This is a genomic window from Pseudomonas muyukensis, from assembly GCF_019139535.1.
Taxonomy (GTDB): Bacteria; Pseudomonadota; Gammaproteobacteria; order Pseudomonadales; family Pseudomonadaceae; genus Aquipseudomonas; species Aquipseudomonas muyukensis.
Map to the genome: position 1 here is coordinate 1561335 of NZ_CP077073.1, position 19620 is coordinate 1580954.

General features: G+C 66.3%; 21 protein-coding genes. 10 read left to right on the forward strand and 11 right to left on the reverse strand.

Going from position 1 to position 19620, the window contains the following annotated elements; translation table 11 throughout:
* The first annotated feature begins 282 nt into the window (after positions 1-282).
* Positions 283-2571: a 5-methyltetrahydropteroyltriglutamate--homocysteine S-methyltransferase gene (metE, locus tag KSS95_RS07065; RefSeq protein ID WP_217852808.1), complete on the forward strand. Its 2289-nt coding sequence runs from the start codon at positions 283-285 to the stop codon at positions 2569-2571.
* A gap of 141 nt (positions 2572-2712) precedes the next feature.
* A complete protein-coding gene (locus KSS95_RS07070) occupies positions 2713-3237 on the forward strand; it encodes a histidine phosphatase family protein (protein WP_217852809.1) in 525 nt (174 codons plus the stop codon).
* Between the two features lie 145 nt (positions 3238-3382).
* Here the strand turns inward: KSS95_RS07070 and KSS95_RS07075 are convergent, their stop codons facing one another.
* Positions 3383-4339 (reverse strand): arsenic resistance protein, encoded by a 957-nt coding sequence (locus tag KSS95_RS07075; RefSeq protein WP_217852811.1) that lies wholly within the window; start codon positions 4337-4339, stop codon positions 3383-3385.
* A 76-nt stretch (positions 4340-4415) separates the two neighbouring features.
* On the opposite strand from KSS95_RS07075, the gene KSS95_RS07080 reads away from it, so the two are divergent.
* The gene (locus tag KSS95_RS07080) at positions 4416-5123 is read left to right on the forward strand and encodes an SDR family oxidoreductase (protein WP_217852813.1); all 708 of its coding nucleotides are present in this window, start codon (positions 4416-4418) and stop codon (positions 5121-5123) included.
* Positions 5124-5216: 93 nt separating this feature from the next.
* Here KSS95_RS07080 and KSS95_RS07085 read toward each other — a convergent pair whose 3' ends face one another.
* Positions 5217-6398 carry an acetyl-CoA C-acetyltransferase gene (locus KSS95_RS07085; RefSeq protein WP_217852815.1) on the reverse strand — a complete coding sequence of 394 codons (1182 nt, stop codon included), beginning with the start codon at positions 6396-6398 and terminating at the stop codon, positions 5217-5219.
* Positions 6399-6671: 273 nt separating this feature from the next.
* On the opposite strand from KSS95_RS07085, the gene KSS95_RS07090 reads away from it, so the two are divergent.
* Positions 6672-6944, forward strand: a complete 273-nt coding sequence (locus KSS95_RS07090) for a PepSY domain-containing protein (protein WP_217852817.1) — start codon at positions 6672-6674, stop codon at positions 6942-6944.
* A complete protein-coding gene (locus KSS95_RS07095) occupies positions 6941-7474 on the forward strand; it encodes a cytochrome b/b6 domain-containing protein (RefSeq protein WP_217852819.1) in 534 nt (177 codons plus the stop codon). The genes KSS95_RS07090 and KSS95_RS07095 overlap by 4 nt, the downstream gene beginning before the upstream one ends.
* A gap of 101 nt (positions 7475-7575) precedes the next feature.
* Here KSS95_RS07095 and KSS95_RS07100 read toward each other — a convergent pair whose 3' ends face one another.
* From KSS95_RS07100 to KSS95_RS07115, 4 genes are read right to left on the reverse strand one after another with little or no spacing between them, the layout of a single operon-like run.
* Positions 7576-8700, reverse strand: a complete 1125-nt coding sequence (locus tag KSS95_RS07100; protein ID WP_217852821.1) for an agmatine deiminase family protein — start codon at positions 8698-8700, stop codon at positions 7576-7578.
* A 4-nt stretch (positions 8701-8704) separates the two neighbouring features.
* The gene (locus KSS95_RS07105) at positions 8705-9799 is read right to left on the reverse strand and encodes an extracellular solute-binding protein (protein ID WP_217852823.1); all 1095 of its coding nucleotides are present in this window, start codon (positions 9797-9799) and stop codon (positions 8705-8707) included.
* A 3-nt stretch (positions 9800-9802) separates the two neighbouring features.
* Positions 9803-10699, reverse strand: coding sequence for an N-carbamoylputrescine amidase (gene aguB, locus KSS95_RS07110; protein ID WP_217852824.1), 897 nt, complete (start codon positions 10697-10699; stop codon positions 9803-9805).
* On the reverse strand, positions 10696-11745 hold the full coding sequence (locus tag KSS95_RS07115) for an agmatine deiminase family protein (protein WP_217852827.1): 1050 nt from the start codon (positions 11743-11745) through the stop codon (positions 10696-10698). Before KSS95_RS07115 ends, aguB begins: the two co-directional genes overlap by 4 nt.
* A gap of 134 nt (positions 11746-11879) precedes the next feature.
* On the opposite strand from KSS95_RS07115, the gene KSS95_RS07120 reads away from it, so the two are divergent.
* The 4 genes from KSS95_RS07120 to KSS95_RS07135 all read left to right on the forward strand — a co-directional run bounded on the left by KSS95_RS07120 (position 11880) and on the right by KSS95_RS07135 (position 16034).
* Positions 11880-12761, forward strand: coding sequence for a LysR substrate-binding domain-containing protein (locus KSS95_RS07120; protein ID WP_217852829.1), 882 nt, complete (start codon positions 11880-11882; stop codon positions 12759-12761).
* A gap of 157 nt (positions 12762-12918) precedes the next feature.
* Positions 12919-14118 (forward strand): enoyl-ACP reductase FabV, encoded by a 1200-nt coding sequence (gene fabV / locus KSS95_RS07125; protein WP_217852830.1) that lies wholly within the window; start codon positions 12919-12921, stop codon positions 14116-14118.
* A 166-nt stretch (positions 14119-14284) separates the two neighbouring features.
* Positions 14285-14971, forward strand: a complete 687-nt coding sequence (locus tag KSS95_RS07130; RefSeq protein WP_217852832.1) for a GNAT family N-acetyltransferase — start codon at positions 14285-14287, stop codon at positions 14969-14971.
* 154 nt (positions 14972-15125) lie between these two features.
* Positions 15126-16034, forward strand: coding sequence for an alpha/beta hydrolase family protein (locus KSS95_RS07135; RefSeq protein ID WP_217852834.1), 909 nt, complete (start codon positions 15126-15128; stop codon positions 16032-16034).
* Between the two features lie 59 nt (positions 16035-16093).
* Here KSS95_RS07135 and KSS95_RS07140 read toward each other — a convergent pair whose 3' ends face one another.
* The 5 genes from KSS95_RS07140 to KSS95_RS07160 all read right to left on the reverse strand — a co-directional run bounded on the left by KSS95_RS07140 (position 16094) and on the right by KSS95_RS07160 (position 18846).
* A complete protein-coding gene (locus KSS95_RS07140; RefSeq protein WP_217852836.1) occupies positions 16094-16435 on the reverse strand; it encodes a HopJ type III effector protein in 342 nt (113 codons plus the stop codon).
* Positions 16428-16724 carry a DUF1244 domain-containing protein gene (locus KSS95_RS07145; protein WP_050706872.1) on the reverse strand — a complete coding sequence of 99 codons (297 nt, stop codon included), beginning with the start codon at positions 16722-16724 and terminating at the stop codon, positions 16428-16430. Before KSS95_RS07145 ends, KSS95_RS07140 begins: the two co-directional genes overlap by 8 nt.
* A gap of 11 nt (positions 16725-16735) precedes the next feature.
* A complete protein-coding gene (gene folM / locus KSS95_RS07150; RefSeq protein WP_217852838.1) occupies positions 16736-17428 on the reverse strand; it encodes a dihydromonapterin reductase in 693 nt (230 codons plus the stop codon).
* 76 nt (positions 17429-17504) lie between these two features.
* A complete protein-coding gene (locus KSS95_RS07155) occupies positions 17505-18074 on the reverse strand; it encodes a putative antibiotic biosynthesis monooxygenase (protein WP_217852840.1) in 570 nt (189 codons plus the stop codon).
* Positions 18075-18222: 148 nt separating this feature from the next.
* Complete coding sequence (locus KSS95_RS07160; protein ID WP_217852842.1) at positions 18223-18846, reverse strand: hypothetical protein; 624 nt, start codon at positions 18844-18846, stop codon at positions 18223-18225.
* A 194-nt stretch (positions 18847-19040) separates the two neighbouring features.
* On the opposite strand from KSS95_RS07160, the gene KSS95_RS07165 reads away from it, so the two are divergent.
* Entirely contained in the window at positions 19041-19496 is a 456-nt protein-coding gene (locus tag KSS95_RS07165; RefSeq protein ID WP_217852844.1) for a flavodoxin, read from the forward strand.
* The last annotated feature ends 124 nt before the right edge of the window (positions 19497-19620 follow it).

Below are 19620 nucleotides of genomic sequence, written 5' to 3' on the forward strand. Positions count from 1 at the left end.
GAGACATTCACAACGGTCTGTCAGGCGACGCAGCTCCCTGTAGGAGCGGCCTTGTGTCGCGAAAGGGCTGCGAAGCAGCCCCAGGATTTCAGTGTTGATGCATCAATCGCCGGGGCCGCGTTGCGGCCCTTTCCCGACACAAGGCCGCTCCTACAGGGGGCTTCATCTTTGCCAAGCATCATGAACAAATCTTGAGTTGATCTCAAATTTTATGAGTTTGTCTCACGTTGTTGTTCCCCGCAGAATCCCCTCATTCACATTCAAGGTTCGAGGGACGACGACATGGCACTGGCACACAACCTGGGGTTTCCGCGCATCGGTCGCGACCGTGAGCTGAAGAAAGCCCAGGAGGCCTTCTGGAAGGGCGAACTCGATGAAGCCGGCCTGCGTGCCGTGGGCCGTGGCTTGCGCGCCGCGCATTGGCAGGCGCAAAAGGCCGCCGGCATCGAGCTGCTGCCGGTGGGTGACTTCGCCTGGTACGACCAGGTCCTCACCCACTCGCTGACGTTCGGTGTGATCCCGGAGCGCTTCCGTGCCAAGGACGGTGCCCGGCCGACCCTGCAAACCTTGTTCGCCATGGCCCGGGGCGTAAGTGACAGCTGCTGCGGTGGCGCCCACGCCCAGGAGATGACCAAGTGGTTCGACACCAACTACCACTACCTGGTCCCCGAATTCAGCGCCGACCAGCAGTTCGCCCTGAGCTGGGAGCAACTGTTCGACGAGGTCGAGGAGGCAAAGGCCCTGGGCCACGCGGTCAAGCCGGTGCTGATCGGCCCGCTGACCTACCTGTGGCTGGGCAAGACCAAGGGCGCCGAGTTCGACAAGCTCGAGCTGCTCGACCGCCTGCTGCCGCTGTATGACCAGATCCTCAACCGCCTGGCTGGCCAAGGTGTGGAATGGGTGCAGATCGACGAGCCGATCCTCGCCCTCGACCTGCCCCAGGCTTGGAAAAACGCCTACGAGCGGGTCTACAACATCCTTCAGCGCGCGCCGCTGAAGAAGCTGGTCGCCACCTATTTCGGCGGCCTGGAAGACAACCTGGGCCTGGCTGCCAACCTGCCGGTCGATGGCCTGCATATCGACCTGGTGCGCGCCCCGGAGCAGTACCCGACCATCCTCGACCGCCTGCCGGCCTACAAGGTGCTGTCGCTGGGCGTGGTCAACGGTCGCAACGTCTGGCGTTGCGACCTGGAGAAGGCCCTGGAGGTGCTGCGCCATGCCCACGAGCGCCTGGGCGACCGCCTGTGGGTGGCGCCGTCGTGCTCGCTGCTGCACAGCCCGGTGGACCTGGAGCGTGAAGACCAGCTCGATGACGAACTGAAGAGCTGGCTGGCCTTTGCCGTGCAGAAGTGCCAGGAAGTGGCACTGCTGGCCAAGGCGCTCAACCAGCCCGAGGCGGCCGATGTCGTCGAGGCGCTGGCGCAGAGCCGCGCCGTGCAGCATGCCCGCGCCACCTCGCCGCGCATTCACAAGCCGGCGGTGCAGGCCCGTGTCGCGGCGATCAAGCCCGCCGACAGCCAGCGCGTGTCCGCGTTCGAGCAGCGCATCGCCAAGCAGCGCGCCGGGCTGAACCTGCCGGCGTTTCCAACCACCACCATCGGCTCGTTCCCGCAGACCTCGGCGATTCGCCTGGCGCGCCAGTCGTTCAAGCAGGGCAAGCTGACCGAGGCCGACTATGTCGAGGCCATGCACAGCGAGATCCGCCATGCGGTGGAAATTCAGGAAAACCTTGGCCTGGATGTGCTGGTGCACGGCGAGGCCGAGCGCAACGACATGGTCGAGTACTTTGCCGAGCAACTGGACGGCTATGTCTTCACCCGCTTCGGCTGGGTGCAGAGCTACGGTTCGCGCTGCGTCAAACCGGCGGTGATCTTCGCTGACCTGAGCCGCCCGCGCGCCATGACCGTGGCCTGGAGCAAATACGCCCAGGGCCTGACCCACAAGGTGATGAAGGGCATGCTGACGGGCCCGGTGACCATGCTGATGTGGTCGTTCCCGCGCGAGGACGTGACGCGCGAGGCGCAGGCGCGCCAGCTGGCGCTGGCCCTGCGCGACGAGGTGGTCGACCTGGAGGCGGCGGGCATCAGGATCGTGCAGATCGACGAGGCCGCCTTCCGCGAAGGCCTGCCGCTGCGCCGCAGTGCCTGGCCGCATTACCTGGAGTGGGCGACCGAGGCCTTCCGCCTGTGCGCCTCGGGGGTACGCGACGAGACGCAGATCCACACCCACATGTGCTACAGCGAGTTCAACGATGTGATCGAGTCGATCGCGGCGATGGATGCCGATGTGATCACCATCGAGACCTCGCGTTCGGACATGGAGCTGTTGGAGGCGTTCGAGAAGTTCCACTACCCGAACGAGATCGGCCCAGGCGTGTACGACATCCACTCGCCGCGGGTGCCGGCCAAGGAGGAGATGGTCAAGCTGCTGCGCAAGGCGGCCCAGCGGATTCCGGCCGAGCGGCTGTGGGTGAACCCGGACTGCGGCTTGAAGACCCGCGGCTGGCCGGAAACCGAGGCAGCCTTGGTGAACATGGTCGCCGCCGCCCGCGAACTGCGCGCCACGGCTTGATGACCTTTCGCGGCACAAGGCCGCTCCTACAGGGGATCGCGGTCGTCTGTAGGAGCGGCCTTGTGTCGCGAAAGGGCTGCATGGCAGCCCCAGGATCGTTCAGGCACCATCGTACTTTCGACTGTGACCAGAGCCTCGGCCATGAAATCCATCCACCTCACCCTCATCTGTCACGCCCGCACCGAGGCGCAACGGGTGGGGCGCTTTGCACTCGACGACGATCCGCTTCGCGATCCACCGTCCCCTCCCATCGAGCTGGCCACAACCCCCCGTTGCCTTTGCGCACCAGAGCTGCGCGCCCGCGAGACCGCCGAGGGCCTGGCCGCGACCATCGATGAAGGCCTGCGCGATTGTGACCTGGGCACCTGGAAAGGCCTGCCGCTCAAGCAACTGGGCGCGCGCGAGCTCCAGGCCTGGCTGGCCGACCCGCAGGCCACGCCCCATGGCGGCGAATCGATTGCCGCCCTGTGCCAGCGGGTCGCGCATTGGATGGACAGCGCCCTGGGCGAGGGGGAATGGATCGCTGTCAGCCATCCCTTGGTCATCCGCGCCGCGATGCTGCATGCGCTGGCGGCGCCTTTCGAGGCATTCCATCGCATCGATGTGCCGCCGCTGGCGCGTGTGTGCTTCAGCCATTACGGCCAGTGGCGGCTGCAACTGGGCTGACGACTGTGCATTGGCCGCTATTGCCGCAGCCCTTTCGCGACACAAGGCCGCTCCCACAGGTACAACAATGCCCATGAGGGTTGTGCTGTACCTGTAGGAGCGGCCTTGTGTCGCGATAGGGGCGCGCAGCGGCCCCGGGGCTTGCCTAGCGCCGCACCAGCGCCGGCACCGCGCGCACATAGACCAGCTCACTCACCAGTTCCACCAACGTCTGGGTAATCACCGCCGCGGCCGCCAGCGTGCGGACCGACTCCGGCAGCGCCAACGCCAATGGCAGCACCACCAGCGAATTGCGCGTCGCGGCGCTGAAGGTCACGGCCCGGGCCTCGCCTGTGGGCAACTTCAACAGCCGCGCTGCAAGCAACCCAAGCAGCGGCGCCAGCAACGCGAAGCCGACATACACCGGCAGCACCGGCAACAGGTCGTCCAGGCGGCTGGCCAGCACGCCGATCTGCGAACCGATCACCGCGACCAGCACCAGCGCCATGGCCGGCACCGGCAGCCAGGCCCAGGCGTCGTTCCACTTTGCCACCCGCGCCGAGCGCCGCGCGCCGGCACTGCTGGCGACCGCCAGCAACAGCGGCAGCATGATCAGCAGCACGAAGGCTTCGATGAACGGCGCCACGGCAATCTCGACCTCCGCCGCGCCACCGAGCATCAGCGCCAGGTACAGCGGCAGCAGCGCCAGTTGCACCAGCAACAGCACCGGCGTGGCGGCCAGGGTCAGGCGCGCGTCGCCCTTGCCGATGTGGGTGAACACCACCACGTAGTCGATGCACGGCGTCAGCAGCACCAGCAAGGCGCCGACCAGTACCGCGGGGTGCTCGACCAGCCCGCGGGTAATGGCCCACACCAGCACCGGCACCAGTACGAAGTTGGCCAGCAGCAGCGCGCCGATGAAGCGGCGGTTGCCCAGGCCTGCGCGCAGGTCGAGGAAGGGAATCTGCAGGAACATCGCGTACATCAGCACGGCGATGGCCGGGGTCACCAGCGCCGCCAGCGGTTGGGCCACGCCGGGTGCCAGCAGGCCGACGGCGGCGGCGAGTAGCACGGCGATGAAGTACAGGGGGATCTGGTTGTGTTCGAGTTGCGCTCTGTCCACGGCTAGCCTGGCATTTCCGACTGAATTACTGGGTGGGGCAGGGTACTATCTGGCGCAGTCCATAGGGAGTGATTCGATGCGAATTCTAGTGGTGGGTGCAAGCAAGGGATTGGGCAAGGCATTGGTCGAGGGCCTGGGTGAGGCAGGCGATACGCTGATCGGCGTGTCGCGTACCCGGCCGGCGTCGTTGCCCGGCGCTGTGCACTGGATCGAGGCCGACCTCGGCCAGCCGCGCCAGGCTGCGCTGGCCATCCACGAGGCGGTGGCCAGCACAGGGCTGGATGTGCTGGTGTACAACGTCGGCATCTGGGAAGCGCGGGCCTTCGAGGAGGACTACAGCTTCCTCGACGATGACGACGGGCAGATCGAACGCATGGTCGCCACCAACCTCACCGCGCCGCTGCTGTTGATCAAGCGCCTGCTGCCGGTGCTGCTCAAGAGCGAGCGGCCACGGATCATCCTCACCGGCTCCACCTCGGGCCTGCCTGGCAGTGGTCGGCCTGAAGTTGCCTTCGGCGCCAGCAAGTTCGGCCTGCGCGGTATCGCCGAGACACTGCGCGAAGGCTTCCGCGAGCAGGGGTTGGCGGTGAGCTGCCTGAACCTTGGTTACCTGAACACCGAGGACGGCCTGGACGTGCCGCTGGCCGAGGCCGAGCAGCGCGGCGAGGGGGCGTTGATCCCGCTGCATGATGTGGTACAGGTGTGCCGGATGATGTTGAGCCTGTCTGCGGCCAGCTACGTGCGTGACATCACCCTGCCGGCGCTGCGGGATGAGCGCTTCTGACAGGCGCTGATGGCGCTGCGGGTGGCCCATTCGCCGGCAAGGCCGGCTCCTACAGGTATCGTGTAGACCCCCCGTAGGAGCCGGCGAAGCGGATCAGCCGCGCTCGAGCGCCAGCGCCACGCCTTGGCCGCCACCGATGCACAAGGTTGCCAGGCCCTTCTTGGCATCGCGCTTGATCATCTCGTGCAGCAAGGTCACCAGCACCCGGCAGCCCGAGGCACCGATCGGGTGGCCCAGGGCGATCGCGCCGCCGTTGACGTTGACCTTGGCGGCGTCCCATTCCAGCTGCTTGCCCACCGCCAGCGCCTGGGCGGCGAAGGCTTCGTTGGCCTCGATCAGGTCCAGCTCGCCGAGCTGCCAACCGGCCTTGGCCAGGCAGCGCTGGGTCGCCGACACCGGGCCGATGCCCATGATTGCCGGGTCCACGCCGGCGCTGGCGTAGCTGGCGATCTTCGCCAGCACCGGCAGGCCGAGGGCCTTGGCCTTGCTGGCGCTCATCAGCAGCACCGCGGCGGCGCCGTCGTTGAGGCTGGAGGCGTTGCCGGCGGTGACGCTGCCGTCTTTCTTGAACGCGGCGCGCAGTTTGCCCAGGGACTCGGCGCTGGTGCCGGGGCGGGGTTGCTCGTCGGTGTCGAACACCAGCGGCTCGCCTTTTTTCTGCGGGATGTGGATCGGGGTGATCTCGTCCTTGAAGCGCCCGGCCTCGATGGCGGCCACGGCCTTGCGCTGCGACTCGGCGGCGAAGGCGTCCTGCTGTTCGCGGGTGAGGCTGTACTTGTCCACCAGGTTCTCGGCGGTGATGCCCATGTGGTAGTCGTTGAAGGCGTCCCACAGGCCGTCGCTGATCATGCTGTCGACCAGTTGGCCGTGGCCCATGCGCTGGCCGGTGCGTGCCGAGGGCATCACGTAGGGCGCCAGGCTCATGCTCTCCTGGCCACCGGCGATCACCACCTCGGCGTCGCCGCAGCGGATGGCCTGGGCCGCCAGGTGCAGGGCCTTGAGGCCCGAACCACAGACCTTGTTCAGGGTCAGGGCCGGGACCTCAAAGGGCAGGCCGGCCTTCACGGCGGCCTGGCGGGCGGGGTTCTGCCCGGCGCCGGCGGTGAGCACCTGGCCGAGGATCACTTCGTCGACCTGGGCCGGGTCCAGCTGGGTCTGGGCCAGCAGCTGGCGGATCACCGCGGCACCCAGCTCGACGGCGGACACATTGGCCAGCGCCCCCTGGAAGCTGCCGATGGCAGTGCGGGTGGCGGCGACGATGACGACTTCGTTCATTGTTGTTCTCCGAATACGGGCGTGATCGGCACAGCATCGGTGCTGGGCGCTTATTTGGGAAGTTTGTTTTTCTTTGCCATTGATCCGAATTTCAAATGAATGGGTGGTGTTGGCGGGGGGCAACTAAGCTTGCTGGCAGCCATTCGCCGGCAAGGCCGGCTCCTACAGGGACAACGTCAACCTGATGGATGATGTTGATCGTGTAGGAGCCGGCTTTGCCGGCGAATGGGCCGCGCTGCGGCCCCTCTTCCTAACCCGCAAGGAACCCCGACCATGCGCCAAACCCTGATCCTTCCAACCCTGCTGCTCGCCAGTACCGCTGCCTTTGCCGCCGAACCGAAGTGCACCAGCGCCGACAAGGCCACCTGGCAGGACGCCGAGCAGTTCCAGGCCAAGCTCAAGGACGAGGGCTACAAGATCAACAAGTTCAAGGTCACCAAAGGCAACTGCTACGAGATCTATGGCTTCGACAAGGATGGCCGCAAGGTCGAGATCTACCACGACCCGGTCAGCGGCAAGGCGGTGAAGACCGAGATTCATAAATGACCGCCAGCGTGCGGCTGTGGGACCCGTTGCTGCGGGTGTGCCACTGGTCGCTCGCTGGGGTGTTCTTCGCCGATTACTTTTTCAACGAGGTGGGTGACGACTGGCACCAGTGGCTGGGCTACTACGCCTGTGCGTGCCTGCTGTTGCGCGTGGCCTGGGGGTTCGTCGGGCCGCGCAGCGCACGCTGGGCGGATTTCTGGCCGACGCCGGCGCGGCTGATGGTGCATGGCCGGGCATTGTGGCGTGGCGAGCGTTATCACCGCCTGGGGCACACGCCGATCGGCGCGTTGGTGATGCTGCTGATGATGACCGGCATTGCCAGCCTGGGGGTGACCGGCTGGATGATGCTGGAAGTGGATGCGTTGTGGGGCGCCGAGTGGCTGGATACGCTGCACAGCTGGCTGGCCGATGGGTTGCTGGCGCTGGTCTGCGTGCACCTGCTGGCGGCGGTGGTGGAGAGCGTGCGGCTGCGCGAGAACCTGCCGTTGTCGATGGTGACGGGGCGCAGGCGCTCGCCTGACGACCCATGAGCGCGGGGCCATTCGCCGGCAAGGCCGGCTCCTACAAGGCCTGCGCAATCCTGTAGGAGCCGGCCTTGCCGGCGAATGGGCTGCACAGCAGCCCCTGGTACTCATACCGCCGGGCACTGGTTGGTCACGCAGTGAATCCCGCCCCCTCCCGCCGCGATCGCGTCGATGTCCAACTGCACCACCTCCCGCCCCGGATACAGCTGCTCCAGCAACGCCCGGGCCTTTTCGTCGGCACTGCGATCGCCGAACTGCGGGGCGATCACCGCGCCATTGATCACGAAGTAGTTGATATACCCTGCGGCAAAATCCGGGTTGCCCTTGCTGAACGTGTTGCGGCGCGGCTTCAGCGGCGGCGACATCGTGTGGATCTGCAGCTTGCGCCCATCGGCGTCGGTAGCGCCCTGCAAGATCTCCAGGTGCTCGCGCGTCACCTCGTGGTCGTAGGAGTCCGGATCGTTGTCCAGGTTCGCCACCACCACGCCGGGCGCCGCGAAGCGCGCGTAGAAGTCGACGTGGGCGTCGGTGATGTCCTTGCCCTTGATGCCCGGCAACCAGATGATCTTGCGCAGGCCCAGGCGTGCTTTGAGTTCCTCCTCGACCTGGGCCTTGCTCCAGCCGGGGTTGCGGTTGCCGTTGATCCAGCTGCTCTCGGTCATGATCCCGGTGCCATGGCCATCCACCTCGATGCCGCCGCCTTCGCCCACCAGCTCGCTTCGTTGGTACTGGGCACCGGCCAATTTGGCGACGCGGGCCGCCAGCTTGGCGTCGTAGCGGTGCTGTTGCTTGCCGCCCCAGCCGTTGAAGTTGAAGTCCACCGCCGCCAGCTCGCCATCGTCGTCGACCACGAAGTTGGCGCCGATGTCGCGCATCCAGATGTCGTCCAGTTCGGTTTCGACGTAGGTGATGTTGTGGCTGCCGCACTCTTGCTCGGCGATATCGCGTTCGCTGGCGCGGCAGAACACCGTCACCGGCTGGTAGGCGGCGATGGCGCGGGCGATACGCCCAAGCGCGGCCTGGACGTCTTCGGTGAAGTCTTCCCAGATGGCGTCCTGGGCGCCGAAGGCGATGAAGGCGCGCGCGTGCTTTTCCCCTTCGTCGGGCATGAACCAGCGGCCGGCCTCGGCGGCGCGGGCGCTGTTGCCAGCGAATGGCAGGCCGAAGCTGGCGGCGGCGCCGAGGCCGGCGACCACGCTCAGTTGTTGGAGGAAGGTGCGGCGTGTTGGCATGGGGTCAGTCCTGTGCGGTCTTGAAGCGGGTCCAGACGCGCATGCGCGCACGCATGTCGGCCTGGGGGATGTCCTTGCCCGGGATCAGCCGGGTATAGGTGGCCTCGCCGAGGTAGATGTCCGGGTTGTCACGCAGGTGCGCGTCCACCAGGGGGCGGGCCTTGGCGCTGGCGGTGGGGTAGCCGGTGAAGTTGCTGATCGCCGCCATGTTCTCCGGGCGCATGACGAAGTTGATGAAACGATAGGCGTATTCCGGGTGCTTGGCATCGGCGGGGATGGCCATGGTGTCCATCCACACCGTGGTGCCTTCACGCGGCACGCGGTACTGGAAGTCGATGGCCTTGCCGGCGGCCTCGGCGGTGCGCTGGGCCTGGATCACGTCGCCGCTGTAGCCCAGCGACAGGCAGGTGTTGCCGTTGACCAGCTCGGTGACCGGCTGCGATTGCAGCTTGCGCACATAGGGGCGGATGCCCTTGAGCAGTTCGCTGGCGGCGGCCAGGTCCTCGCGCTTGGCGCTGCGCGGTTCGCGGCCCAGGTAGTGGAGCACCACAGCCAGCACTTCGTCGGGCGAGTCGATGATCGAGATGCCGCAGTCGGCGAACCTTTTCGCCAGCTCCGGCTTGAACAGCAGGTCGAGGCTGTCCAGCGGGGCGTCAGGCATGCGCTCGCGGATCTTCTTCGCGTCCATGGTCAGGCCGATGGTGCCCCAGGTGTAGGGCACGGTGGCCTGGCTAGCCTTGGGGTAGCGCTCGTGCAACTGGCGCAGGCCGGGCTCGACGTCGTCGATCGCGGTCAACTGCTTGCGGTCCAGCGCTTGCAGGCTGCCGGCGCGCATCAGCCGTTCGGCCACGGTGTCGCCGGGGAAGACCAGGTCGTAGCCGCTGCGCCCGGACATCAGCTTGGCCTCGAGCACCTCGCTGCCGTCCATGACGTCGTAGATCACCGGGATGCCGGTTTCGGCGGTGAAGCGCTTGAGGGTGTCCTCGGCGAAGTAGTCGGCCCAGTTGTACAAGCGCAGGGCCTCCTGCTCGGCGTGGGCGATGCTGGCGCCGGCCAGCAGGGCGGCGAGGGCGAGCAGTTTCGAGGGACGGCTGGGCATGGATCAGGCCTCCGTGGGCTGGCGGGTACGGCCGTCAAGGGTCAGCAACGGCGCATACAGGTCGGGGCGGCGGTCGCGATAGATACCCCAGCTCAGGCGATCCTCGCGCATGCGCGCCAGGTCCAGGTCGTGCAGCCAGACGTCGCTGCTGTCGCGGTCGGCCTCTTGCAGCATCGCGCCCTTGTGGTCGCAGATGAACGACGAGCCGTAGAAACGCATCGACAGGCTGTCGTCGCTGCGCGCCACTTCATGGCCGACGCGGTTGGCGGCCACCACTGGCAGCAGGTTGGCGGCGGCGTGGCCGCGCATCGCCATCTGCCAATGGTCGCGTGAATCCAGTTCGGCGGCGCCAGGTTCCGAGCCGATGGCAGTGGGGAACAGCAGCACTTCGGCGCCCAGCAGGGCCAGGCAGCGGGCGGTCTCGGGGAACCACTGGTCCCAGCAGATGCCGATGCCCAGGCGACCGAAGGCGGTGTCCCAGACCTTGAAACCGGTGTCGCCGGGGCTGAAGTATTCCTTTTCCTGGTAGCCGATGGCGTTGGGGATGTGGGTCTTGCGATACACACCCAGCAGGCGCCCGTCGGCGTCGGCCACGGTCAGCGAGTTGAAGAAGGCGTTGCCGGCCCGTTCATACCAGCTCAGCGGCAGCACAACGCCGAGTTCCTTGGCCAGCGCGGCGAAGCGCTTGAGCAGCGGGCTGTCGTGGTAGTCCTGGGCCAGGGCCTGGTGGCTGTGGCACTGCTCGATGCAGAAGTACGGGGTGGCGAACAGCTCCTGCAGCAGGATCACCTGGGCGCCCTGGGCGGCGGCCTGGCGCACCAACTGCTCGGCGCGGTCGAGGTTGGCGGCCAGGTCCCAGCTGCAGGCCATCTGCGTGGTGGCGATGCGCAAGGTGCTCATGGCCGCGCTCCCTGCCAGGCCGGCTGCTGCTGGGTGATGCAGTGAATGCCGCCACCACCGTGGGCGATGTGGTCGATGCGCACCGGCACCACTTCGCGGCCAGGGAAGGCCAGGGCCAGTTGCCGGGCGGCGGCCTGGTCGGCGTCGATGCCGTAGGCCGGCATGATCACCGCGCCGTTGGCCAGGTAGAAGTTGGTGTAGGAGGCGCAGAACACCTCGGCTTCGGTATCCACGGCCGCCGTGGCCTCGTAGAGATCGAGCAGTTCGAACGAACGACCCTGGGCGTCGGTGGCCAGCTCAAGGGCGCGGCGGTTCTCGCGGGCCACTTCGGCGTACAGCGAACCCTGGTCGTGGGTGGCGTCCACCAGCAGCACGCCGGGGCGGGCGAAGGCGCACACGCCATCGACATGGCCGTCGGTCATGTCGCCAGTGACGTACTGTGGGTCGCCCGGCAGCCAGATGGTCTTGCGGATGCCCAGCAGGCGGGCGAAGCAATCCTCGAACTCGGCCTTGCTCAGGCCTGGGTTGCGGTTGGGGTTGAGCAGCACCGATTCGGTGGTGATCAGGGTGCCTTCGCCGTCCACATGGATGGCGCCGCCTTCGTTGCACAGCGGGGTGCTCAGGCCTTCGAAGCCAAGGTGGTCGAGGATGCGCCGGGCCAGGTTGCGGTCCTTGCCGTGCTCGGACTTGTTGCCCCAGGCGTTGAAGCGCCAGCTCAGGCCAGCCACGCCCTGTTGCGGGTGGACCAGAAAGCTCGGCCCGCTGTCACGGCACCAGCTGTCGTCCACCGCCAGTTCCACCAGCTCGATGCCTGGGCCGCAGAGGTCGCGGGCGGTGGCCAGGGCGCTGGGGTCGACCACCATCTTCACCGGCTCGAAGCGGGCGATGGCGGCGGCCACGCGGGCATAGTCGCGCTGCACGTCGGCCAGGGTCACGCCCCAGCCAGACTCCCACAGCGGCTGGTTGTGCGGCCAGATCATCCAGGTGGCGGCGTGGCGGGCCCATTCGGCAGGCATGCGCCAGCCGCTGTCGTGGGACAGGGTCATAGTGAACTCCGATCTATTAGGGATTTTTATCAACGAAGCCCGCCGTCGCGGGTGTTGGCGCCCATGTTATGGCTGGGCAGGCGGGGCGACAAACGATAGATTTAGCGTATTTCTGATCAGTCAGGCTTATCAGCATGCTCAAACACTGGCCCCCGCTCAATGCCCTGCGCGGCTTCGAAGCCGCCGCCCGCCTGGGCAGTTTCCACAAGGCCGCCGAGGCCCTGAACCTCACCCAGTCGGCGATCAGCCAGCAGATCCGCAGCCTGGAGAGCTACCTGGAACAGCCGTTGTTCCACCGCAGCGGGCGCAGCGTCAGCCTGACCGATGCCGGGCATGACTTGCTCAGCACCACCCAGACCTTGCTGCAGCAGCTGGCGGTGGGCATTCGCCGGCTGGACCAGTACCGCAAGCCCAACCAGCTGGTGGTCAACACCACCCCGGCGTTCGCCCGCCACTGGCTGCTGCCGCGCCTGGCCGACTTCCACCAGCGTCACCCGGATGTGGACCTGTGGCTGTTCACCAGCTTCGAGGCGCCGGACATGGCCAGCGAGACCATCGACCTGGCCATTCGCGATGATCTTGGCCCGCAGGCCGAATGCAGCTTCACCGTGCTGCATCAGGACCAGCTGTACCCGGCCTGTCACCCGGCGTTGCCCGAGGCCGGGCGCACGACCTTGCACGGCGAGCGCGAGATGGACTGGAGCCACTGGCAGGTCGAAGGCGGCGAGGATGTCGGGCAGCAGGGCAAGGGGCTGAATTTCTCCGACCCGGGATTGCTGCTGGAGGCGGCGGGCGAGGGGTTGGGGATCGCCCTGGTCAGCCAGTTGCTGGCGCGGCGGATGGTCGATGAGGGGCGCTTGCGGCCCTTGTCTGAGCAGCGTGTGCGCGGGCCGGTGTGGAGCTGCCTGGTGCACTGGGAAAGCCAGGAGGATCCGCTGGCGCGGCAGTTCCTGGCGTGGTTGCGCGAAGCCCTTTCGCGACACAAGGCCGCTCCTACAGGATCGAGCCAGCCTTAGGCTCAGAGCCGAATCGGGCTGTACAGACCATGCAGCAATCTCAATGACCCCGTAATATGTGTCGGATATCCCGCGAGGGTAGTCTCACCCTCTAGATCAAACGGCAGCGCCCCGAATCCGGGCGCTGCTCCAGCCTAAACCTGACGAGGTACAGACATTGGCCATCATTCATCCCAAGGTTCGCGGTTTCATCTGCACCACGACTCACCCAAAGGGCTGCGAGCTCAACGTCCGTGACCAGATCGAAGCCACCCGCAAGCTGGGCGTGCGCGAGGATGGTCCGAAGAAAGTCCTGGTGATCGGCGCCTCCAGCGGCTACGGCCTGGCAGCGCGCATCACCGCGGCGTTCGGCTTCAAGGCCGACACCCTGGGGGTTTTCTTCGAAAAGCCAGGCACCGAGACCAAGGCCGGCACCGCCGGCTGGTACAACGCCGCCGCCTTCGACAAGTTCGCCAAGGCCGAAGGCCTGTACAGCAAGTCGATCAACGGTGACGCCTTCTCCGACGAAGCCCGTGCCAAGGTCATCGAGCTGATCAAGAACGAAATGGGCGGCCAGGTCGACCTGGTCGTCTACTCCCTGGCCTCGCCGGTGCGCAAGCTGCCGCAGACCGGTGAAGTGATCCGCTCGGCGCTCAAGCCGATCGGCCAGCCGTACAAGTCGACCGCCATCGACACCAACAAGGACACCATCATCGAGGCCAGCATCGAGCCGGCCACCGAGCAGGAAATCGCCGATACCGTCACCGTGATGGGCGGCCAGGACTGGGAACTGTGGATCGACGCCCTGAACGCTGCCGGCGTGCTGGCGCCACAGGCCCGCACCGTGGCCTTCAGCTACATCGGCTCCGACATCACCTGGCCGATCTACTGGGACGGCGCCCTGGGCAAGGCCAAGCAGGACCTGGACGAAACCGCCCAGCGCCTGGCCGGCAAAGTCGGTGGCAGTGCCAACGTTGCGGTGCTCAAGTCGGTGGTTACCCAGGCCAGCTCGGCGATCCCGGTGATGCCGCTGTACCTGTCGATGGTGTTCAAGATCATGCAGGAGAAGGGTATCCACGAAGGTACCCAGCACCAGCTGGACCGCATGTTCCGTGACCGCATGTACCGTGCGGACGGTGCGCCGGCGGCACTGGACGACGAAGGCCGCCTGCGTCTGGACGACTGGGAGCTGCGCGATGATGTGCAGGACGCCTGCCGTGCCATGTGGCCGAAGGTCACCACCGAGAACCTGTTCGAACTGACCGACTATGCCGGTTACAAGAAGCAGTTCCTCAACCTGTTCGGTTTCGAGCGCGCTGACGTCAACTACGACGAAGACGTGGCCACCGACGTACGGTTCGACTGCGTCGAGCTGTAAGCAAGTCCTTGACCGTGCAGCCGTTGATGACGGCTGCACGGTTCCCGCCGACGACTTGTTAACATTCTGCAACAAATCCCCCGATGGCCCTTGGCCATGGGCGCTGCGCGCCTGATCTATACCCCAGCTATTGGCCTGGTAATTCCGCCGGGGCCGGGGAGGCAGCATGGGCGTTGTGCAAAAACTACAAGAACGAATCCGCCAGAAGGGTTTCAAGCGTACCTGCAAGACCTTGTTCGAACGTTACGTGTTCTTCCACTGGGAGTTGTTGTGGATGGAGCGCGACCTGGTCAGCCCGGTACCGCCCTACAGTCTCAAGCCCCACTCACCGGTCACCCTGGTGCAGATCACCCCAAGCAATGCCGATGCCTTCGCCCGCCATTTCGGCGACCGCGTCCAGACCATGCGCGAGCTGGCCAGCGAAGGGCACACCGGGCACATGTACCTGGACGAGCAGGGCGATGCCGTGGCCTTCATCTGGGCCAGCGTGGTGGATTACCACGACAAGCACTACTACGGCTGCACCTTCCCGGTGAAGCCGGGCGAGTTCTTCGAGTTCGGCGGCGAGATGACCCGGCCTTACTTCGGCAGCGAGCTGTCGGTGACCGCCCAGGTCGAGTTGTGGAACACGATGCGCGAGAAGGGCTGCCACAAGGTGGTGGACGTGGTGGAGACCCACAACGTGCCGGCGATGAAGCTGCACCTGCGCATGGGTTACCACGAGCAGGGGCGGGTGATGCACGTGTATGGCCTGTTCGGGCGCTGGAAGCTGTTCCGCGAGACCCGCTACGACGGCTCGCGCCTGGCCGTGCTGCGCAAGCCGGGCGTGGTCGGCGCGTTGCCCACGACCTAGGCAATGTGCACCGCTCGTTGCCCCTAGGCGCATCAGGCGGGCACCCGGCCCGTAGAAGCCAGCCTGGCTGGCGAACCAGGCGACGCGGTGGCGTTTGTCTGGATAACTCGGGGGCATCTTTGCTAGGGTTGGCGGACCACGCAGGGAGCGCGCCATGAGCAGCCTCACCCAACCCGCCTGTGCCTTTCGTCATGTCGCCGCCGACGGCTACCGCCTCGGCGGTTTCCGTTGGCGCCACGCCCAGCCCGATGCCCAGCGCCCGCTGGTGATCATCAATGCCGCCACCTCGGTGCGCTGCCGCTATTACTCGCGGTTCGCCGACTACCTGTTCGCCCAGGGCTTCGATGTGCTCACCTACGACTACCGCGGCATCGGCGAATCGCGCCCGGCCTCGTTGCGCGGGTTCAAGGCATCGTGGAGCGACTGGGGCCGGCTGGACTTCGAGGCGATGTTGCAACTGGCCGCCGCCGAACACCCTGGCCAGCCAGTGCATGTGGTCGGGCACAGCTTCGGTGGCTGGGCACTGGGCCTGGCGCCTTCGGCGGTGCAGGTGCGCCACGCGGTGCTGGTGGGCGCCCAGTTCGCCTATTGGCGCGACTATGCGCCGGAGCAGCGTTGGCAGCTGTTCGGCAAATGGCACGTAGTGATGCCACTGTTGACCCGGATGTTCGGCTACTTTCCCGGCAAGCGCCTGGGCTGGCTGGAGGACACCCCGGCGGGCGTGGTGCGCGATTGGGTTGCCCGTACACCGCGTTACGAGCAGCGGCCCAGTGGGCGTTTACTGCCGGCGACGCCATTTACCCAGGTACAGGCGGCGACCCTGGCCATCAGCCTGACTGACGATCCGTTCGGCACGGTGGCGGCCACTGAACGATTGTTGGGGTACCTGCAAACGGGCGAGCGGCGGCATCTGCGGGTGGCGCCTGTGGATATCTCGGTCGAAGAGATCGGGCACTTCGCGTTCTTTCACGACCGGTTCCGTGAAAGTCTGTGGCCGATTGCGCTGGAGTGGTTGCACAAGGGGCGCCTTGAGGCTGGAACACCAGGCCACCTCATCAGTTGAAGTCCGGTTCCTGCAAAGGCCTGTGGGATCTTGGGGCCGCACAGCGGCCCCATCTGCTATCAGCCCAGGCGCGCCAGCGGCTGCGCGGTGAACTTCACCCCGGCCAGGCCGTGCTTGATCAGCGCCCGGATGTTGCCGTGGTCGCTGCCCTCGGGCGTGGCCACCACGCTGCGGTAGTGCTCGCCGAAGGCCAGCAGCGCCTCCTGGTCGCTCAGCCCCTCGAGCAGCGCCAGGCCCAGGGTCTTGCACGAGCCTTCGTTCTGCCCGGCGGCGTTGTGCACCTCGCCGTTGTCGAACGCCTGGGGCTGGTAGCTGTAGTTCGCGGCAACGAATGCCAGGGTATCGGCGAAGGCATGTTCGCCGCTGGCGAGGCTGCTGCGCAGGCTGTTCAGGTCAGTCACGGGGTTTTCCTTGTTCGAACGCCGCCTGTTGTTCGGCGCTGGCTTCTTTCTGGTGCTGGGCTTTCCACTCGGCGTAGGGCATGCCGTACACCTGCTCGCGGGCGTCGTCCAGGCTCAGCTCGATCTGGCGATCGTCGGCGGCGGCCTTGAGCCATTTCGACAGGCAGTTGCGGCAGAAGCCGGAGAGGTTCATCAGGTCGATGTTCTGCACGTCGGTGCGCTTTTGCAGGTGGTCGACCAGGCGCCGGAACGCGGCGGCTTCGAGTTCGAGCTGTTGTTGCGGGGTCATGGGTCGTCTCTTCAGGTCATGCGGTTCTTCAGATGGCGGCCACCGTTGATGACCACCTGGCTGCCGGTACTGTACTGGCTGTGCAACAGGAACTGCACGGCGTCGATCAGCGGGCGGGCGCCGGGCTCGAATTCGAGCAGGGCTTTTTTCAGCGTTTGCTGGCGGTACTGCTCGTCGCCGCCTTCCTTGAGGATCAGCAGGCCGGGCAGGATACCGTTGACGCGCACCTTGGGCGCGTACTTTTCGGCGAACGACAGCACCATGTTCTGCAACGCCGCCTTGGTCGCGGCATAGCCGATGTGGCTCTTGCTGCCACGCGACGAGGTTTCGTCGCAGATGTGGATGATGTCGGCCTTGTCGACCTTGTTCAACAGCTCGCCCAGGGCCAGGTTGAGGTGGTAGGGCGCCTCGACGTGCAGGCGGAACATGGTGTCGAGGTTGTCCAGGCCGTCGTCGAGCCACAGCGAGGCGTTGTGGATGATCGCGCGCAGGCCGTCGTACTCACTTTGCAGGTGGTCGATCAGGGCCTGGCGCTCGTCGGCGCGGGTGAGGTCGGCCTGGAACTGGCGGATATTCGGGTGGGCCGCCTGCGCCAGCAGGGTCCGGCTGGCACTGACCACCATATGGCCGGCCTCGGCCAGCTCCAGGGCCAGGGCCAGGCCGACGCGCTGGCTGGCGCCGGTGATGAGGATTGGGCTGTTCATGTTCGGGCGGTCTGTTCGTCTGTCCGTGCGTGATGCCCCAGCATACCCGAACTCAACCGCCTTGCGAGCTTTGCCCTCAGCGGCTGCGCAGGCCCTGCGGGCGTTCGTCGGCGGGGCTTGGCGCGGCATTCAGCCAAGGCGCCAGCACGCGCGTGGACAGCGGGATGAACAGGTACACCATCAATGGGGTCAGGGCCAGGGTGCTGAGCAGTACCCGTGGTACCAGGTCGAGCGGCGCCAGCCACTGACCGAACAGCAGGTTGAACAGCAGCGACACCGGGAAGAACGCCAGCCAGATGGCCGTGGCCTGCTTCCAGCGCGGTGGTTTTTGCACCGTTTCGGTGCCAAACCAGTCGTCGATACCGCTGACGCGCCTCTCTTTGGGGCGCTCGAACAAGCCGTCGCCGCGTTGCAGCCAGGTGCGGCGGGACGCGGAATGTTCCCAGGCGTGCAGGGTGTGTTCGTTGTCGAAGCGGAAGATGATCTGGAATTCATCGCCCTCGGCCGGTGGCGCGAGGATGCCCGAGCCGAGGTAGCCGGGGAAGTCGGTGGCCAGTTGCTCGCCTTCGTGCAGCCAGGCCAGCAAGTCCTGGTAGCGGCCATGGGCGGCGCGGCGCGACACCATGAGGGTGACGGGGGTAGACATCGTGTATCTCCTGGCGACGGGGCTGGCGGGTAGCCGGCCCCTTGGCGTGCGGCCCGGGGTGGTGGGCGGCGCAGGCATGCATGCAAGAATCGGGCGCGGATTATCGCCGATCGATCATGACCGGTCAGTTTCAGCTGCCAGGTGGTCGTCAGAGCACGCTGGGGGCCTGGGCGTGCAGCTCGGGATGGGCCCTGCGGTGGGCCTGGAGAATGTACTCGCGCAGGCGCTCGACCTCTTCGGCCGGGGTCTGGGTCAGGTCGTAGGCGGCCAGGCGCGGGCCGATGCGCCGGCGCAGGGTGCCGTGCAGGCCGATGGGCGGGATGTCCTCGGCGGCGAAACGCAGGTCGAATTGCGCAGGCGCCTTGGCGCCGCCGCGCACTTCCAGCAGTACGCCCTTGAAGGAAATGTCGCGTACCCACAGGTCGCTGGCCTGGCCGTGGTCGTCCAGCAGCGCCGCCGGCTGCTCCAGCGACAGGCGCCAGGGCCGCAGCATCGGGCCGTCCTCGTAGATGTCCGGCGAACCCAGTTGCAGGTGCAGGGCGTGGAATTCGTCCTCGACCAGTTGCAGGGGGAAGCTCAGCTGCTGGTTGTTGAAGCTGGCCTGCAGCGTCACCTGCTCGTTGGCCACCAGGCGGGTGAGCAAGTCCTTGAGGCGACGGTCGCCGTTGACCAGCAGGCTCGACATCGGGTCGGCCAGGTTCAACTGGGGCGAATGCTGCATGTCCTGGATGAAGTCCAGCTCGTCCTGGGAGAGGAGGGCGTCTGCTTGCATGGTCGAACTCGAAGGGGCGATCGATAAGGGCGATTTCTTCACGGCGATGGACAGTGGCCAATACGCTTCGTTCCGGCCATTCGTCGGCGGGCGATGCATCCGGACGAATGCCTGTGACTTTGGCCGTAGGCGGCCTTTTGCCACTGTCGAGTGCTAGTATCCTACGTTTTCACTCAGTTTCGGAATCCCGCTCGATGAAAGTCGCCATTATTTCCGGTTCGGTGTATGGCACCGCCGAAGAAGTTGCCCGCCATGCCCAATCGCAGCTCGAGGCCGCTGGCCTGGAGGCCTGGCATGCCGCCCGCGCCACCCTGCAGGACCTCGAGGGTTTCGCCCCGGACGCCTTGCTGGCGGTGACTTCGACCACCGGCATGGGTGAATTGCCCGACAGCCTGATGCCGTTGTACAGCGCCATTCGCGACGTGCTGCCGGCAGCATGGCGCGGGTTGCCGGGGGCGGTGATTGGCCTGGGCGATTCCAGCTATGGCGACACCTACTGCGGCGGTGGCGAGCAGATGCGCGAACTGTTTGCCGAGCTGGGGGTGAAGGAGGTGCTGCCGATGCTGCGCCTGGACGCCAGCGAGACCGTGACCCCGGAGACCGATGCCGAGCCCTGGCTGGCGGAGTTTGCGGCTGCCCTTAAAGGCTAACCTTCTGAGGCTCGACGGTCCCTGTAGGAGCGGCCTTGTGTCGCGAAAGGGGCGCGCAGCGGCCCCAGGTCCTGAGCGTCTGCAGGTAAATTGCTGGGGCCGCGTTGCGGCCCTTTCGCGACGC

Coding starts and splice junctions, on each gene's coding strand:
- KSS95_RS07115 (WP_217852827.1), bottom strand. CDS start 11,745: ATGACCCTGTCCCACGACAGCGGCTGGCGCATGCCTGCCGAATGGGCC.
- KSS95_RS07085 (WP_217852815.1), bottom strand. CDS start 6,398: ATGAACGAAGTCGTCATCGTCGCCGCCACCCGCACTGCCATCGGCAGC.
- folM (WP_217852838.1), bottom strand. CDS start 17,428: ATGAACAGCCCAATCCTCATCACCGGCGCCAGCCAGCGCGTCGGCCTG.
- KSS95_RS07100 (WP_217852821.1), bottom strand. CDS start 8,700: ATGCCAACACGCCGCACCTTCCTCCAACAACTGAGCGTGGTCGCCGGC.
- KSS95_RS07070 (WP_217852809.1), top strand. CDS start 2,713: ATGAAATCCATCCACCTCACCCTCATCTGTCACGCCCGCACCGAGGCG.
- KSS95_RS07105 (WP_217852823.1), bottom strand. CDS start 9,799: ATGCCCAGCCGTCCCTCGAAACTGCTCGCCCTCGCCGCCCTGCTGGCC.
- KSS95_RS07095 (WP_217852819.1), top strand. CDS start 6,941: ATGACCGCCAGCGTGCGGCTGTGGGACCCGTTGCTGCGGGTGTGCCAC.
- KSS95_RS07130 (WP_217852832.1), top strand. CDS start 14,285: ATGGGCGTTGTGCAAAAACTACAAGAACGAATCCGCCAGAAGGGTTTC.
- KSS95_RS07160 (WP_217852842.1), bottom strand. CDS start 18,846: ATGCAAGCAGACGCCCTCCTCTCCCAGGACGAGCTGGACTTCATCCAG.
- KSS95_RS07165 (WP_217852844.1), top strand. CDS start 19,041: ATGAAAGTCGCCATTATTTCCGGTTCGGTGTATGGCACCGCCGAAGAA.
- KSS95_RS07080 (WP_217852813.1), top strand. CDS start 4,416: ATGCGAATTCTAGTGGTGGGTGCAAGCAAGGGATTGGGCAAGGCATTG.
- KSS95_RS07145 (WP_050706872.1), bottom strand. CDS start 16,724: ATGACCCCGCAACAACAGCTCGAACTCGAAGCCGCCGCGTTCCGGCGC.
- KSS95_RS07135 (WP_217852834.1), top strand. CDS start 15,126: ATGAGCAGCCTCACCCAACCCGCCTGTGCCTTTCGTCATGTCGCCGCC.
- aguB (WP_217852824.1), bottom strand. CDS start 10,699: ATGAGCACCTTGCGCATCGCCACCACGCAGATGGCCTGCAGCTGGGAC.
- KSS95_RS07090 (WP_217852817.1), top strand. CDS start 6,672: ATGCGCCAAACCCTGATCCTTCCAACCCTGCTGCTCGCCAGTACCGCT.
- KSS95_RS07120 (WP_217852829.1), top strand. CDS start 11,880: ATGCTCAAACACTGGCCCCCGCTCAATGCCCTGCGCGGCTTCGAAGCC.
- metE (WP_217852808.1), top strand. CDS start 283: ATGGCACTGGCACACAACCTGGGGTTTCCGCGCATCGGTCGCGACCGT.
- KSS95_RS07155 (WP_217852840.1), bottom strand. CDS start 18,074: ATGTCTACCCCCGTCACCCTCATGGTGTCGCGCCGCGCCGCCCATGGC.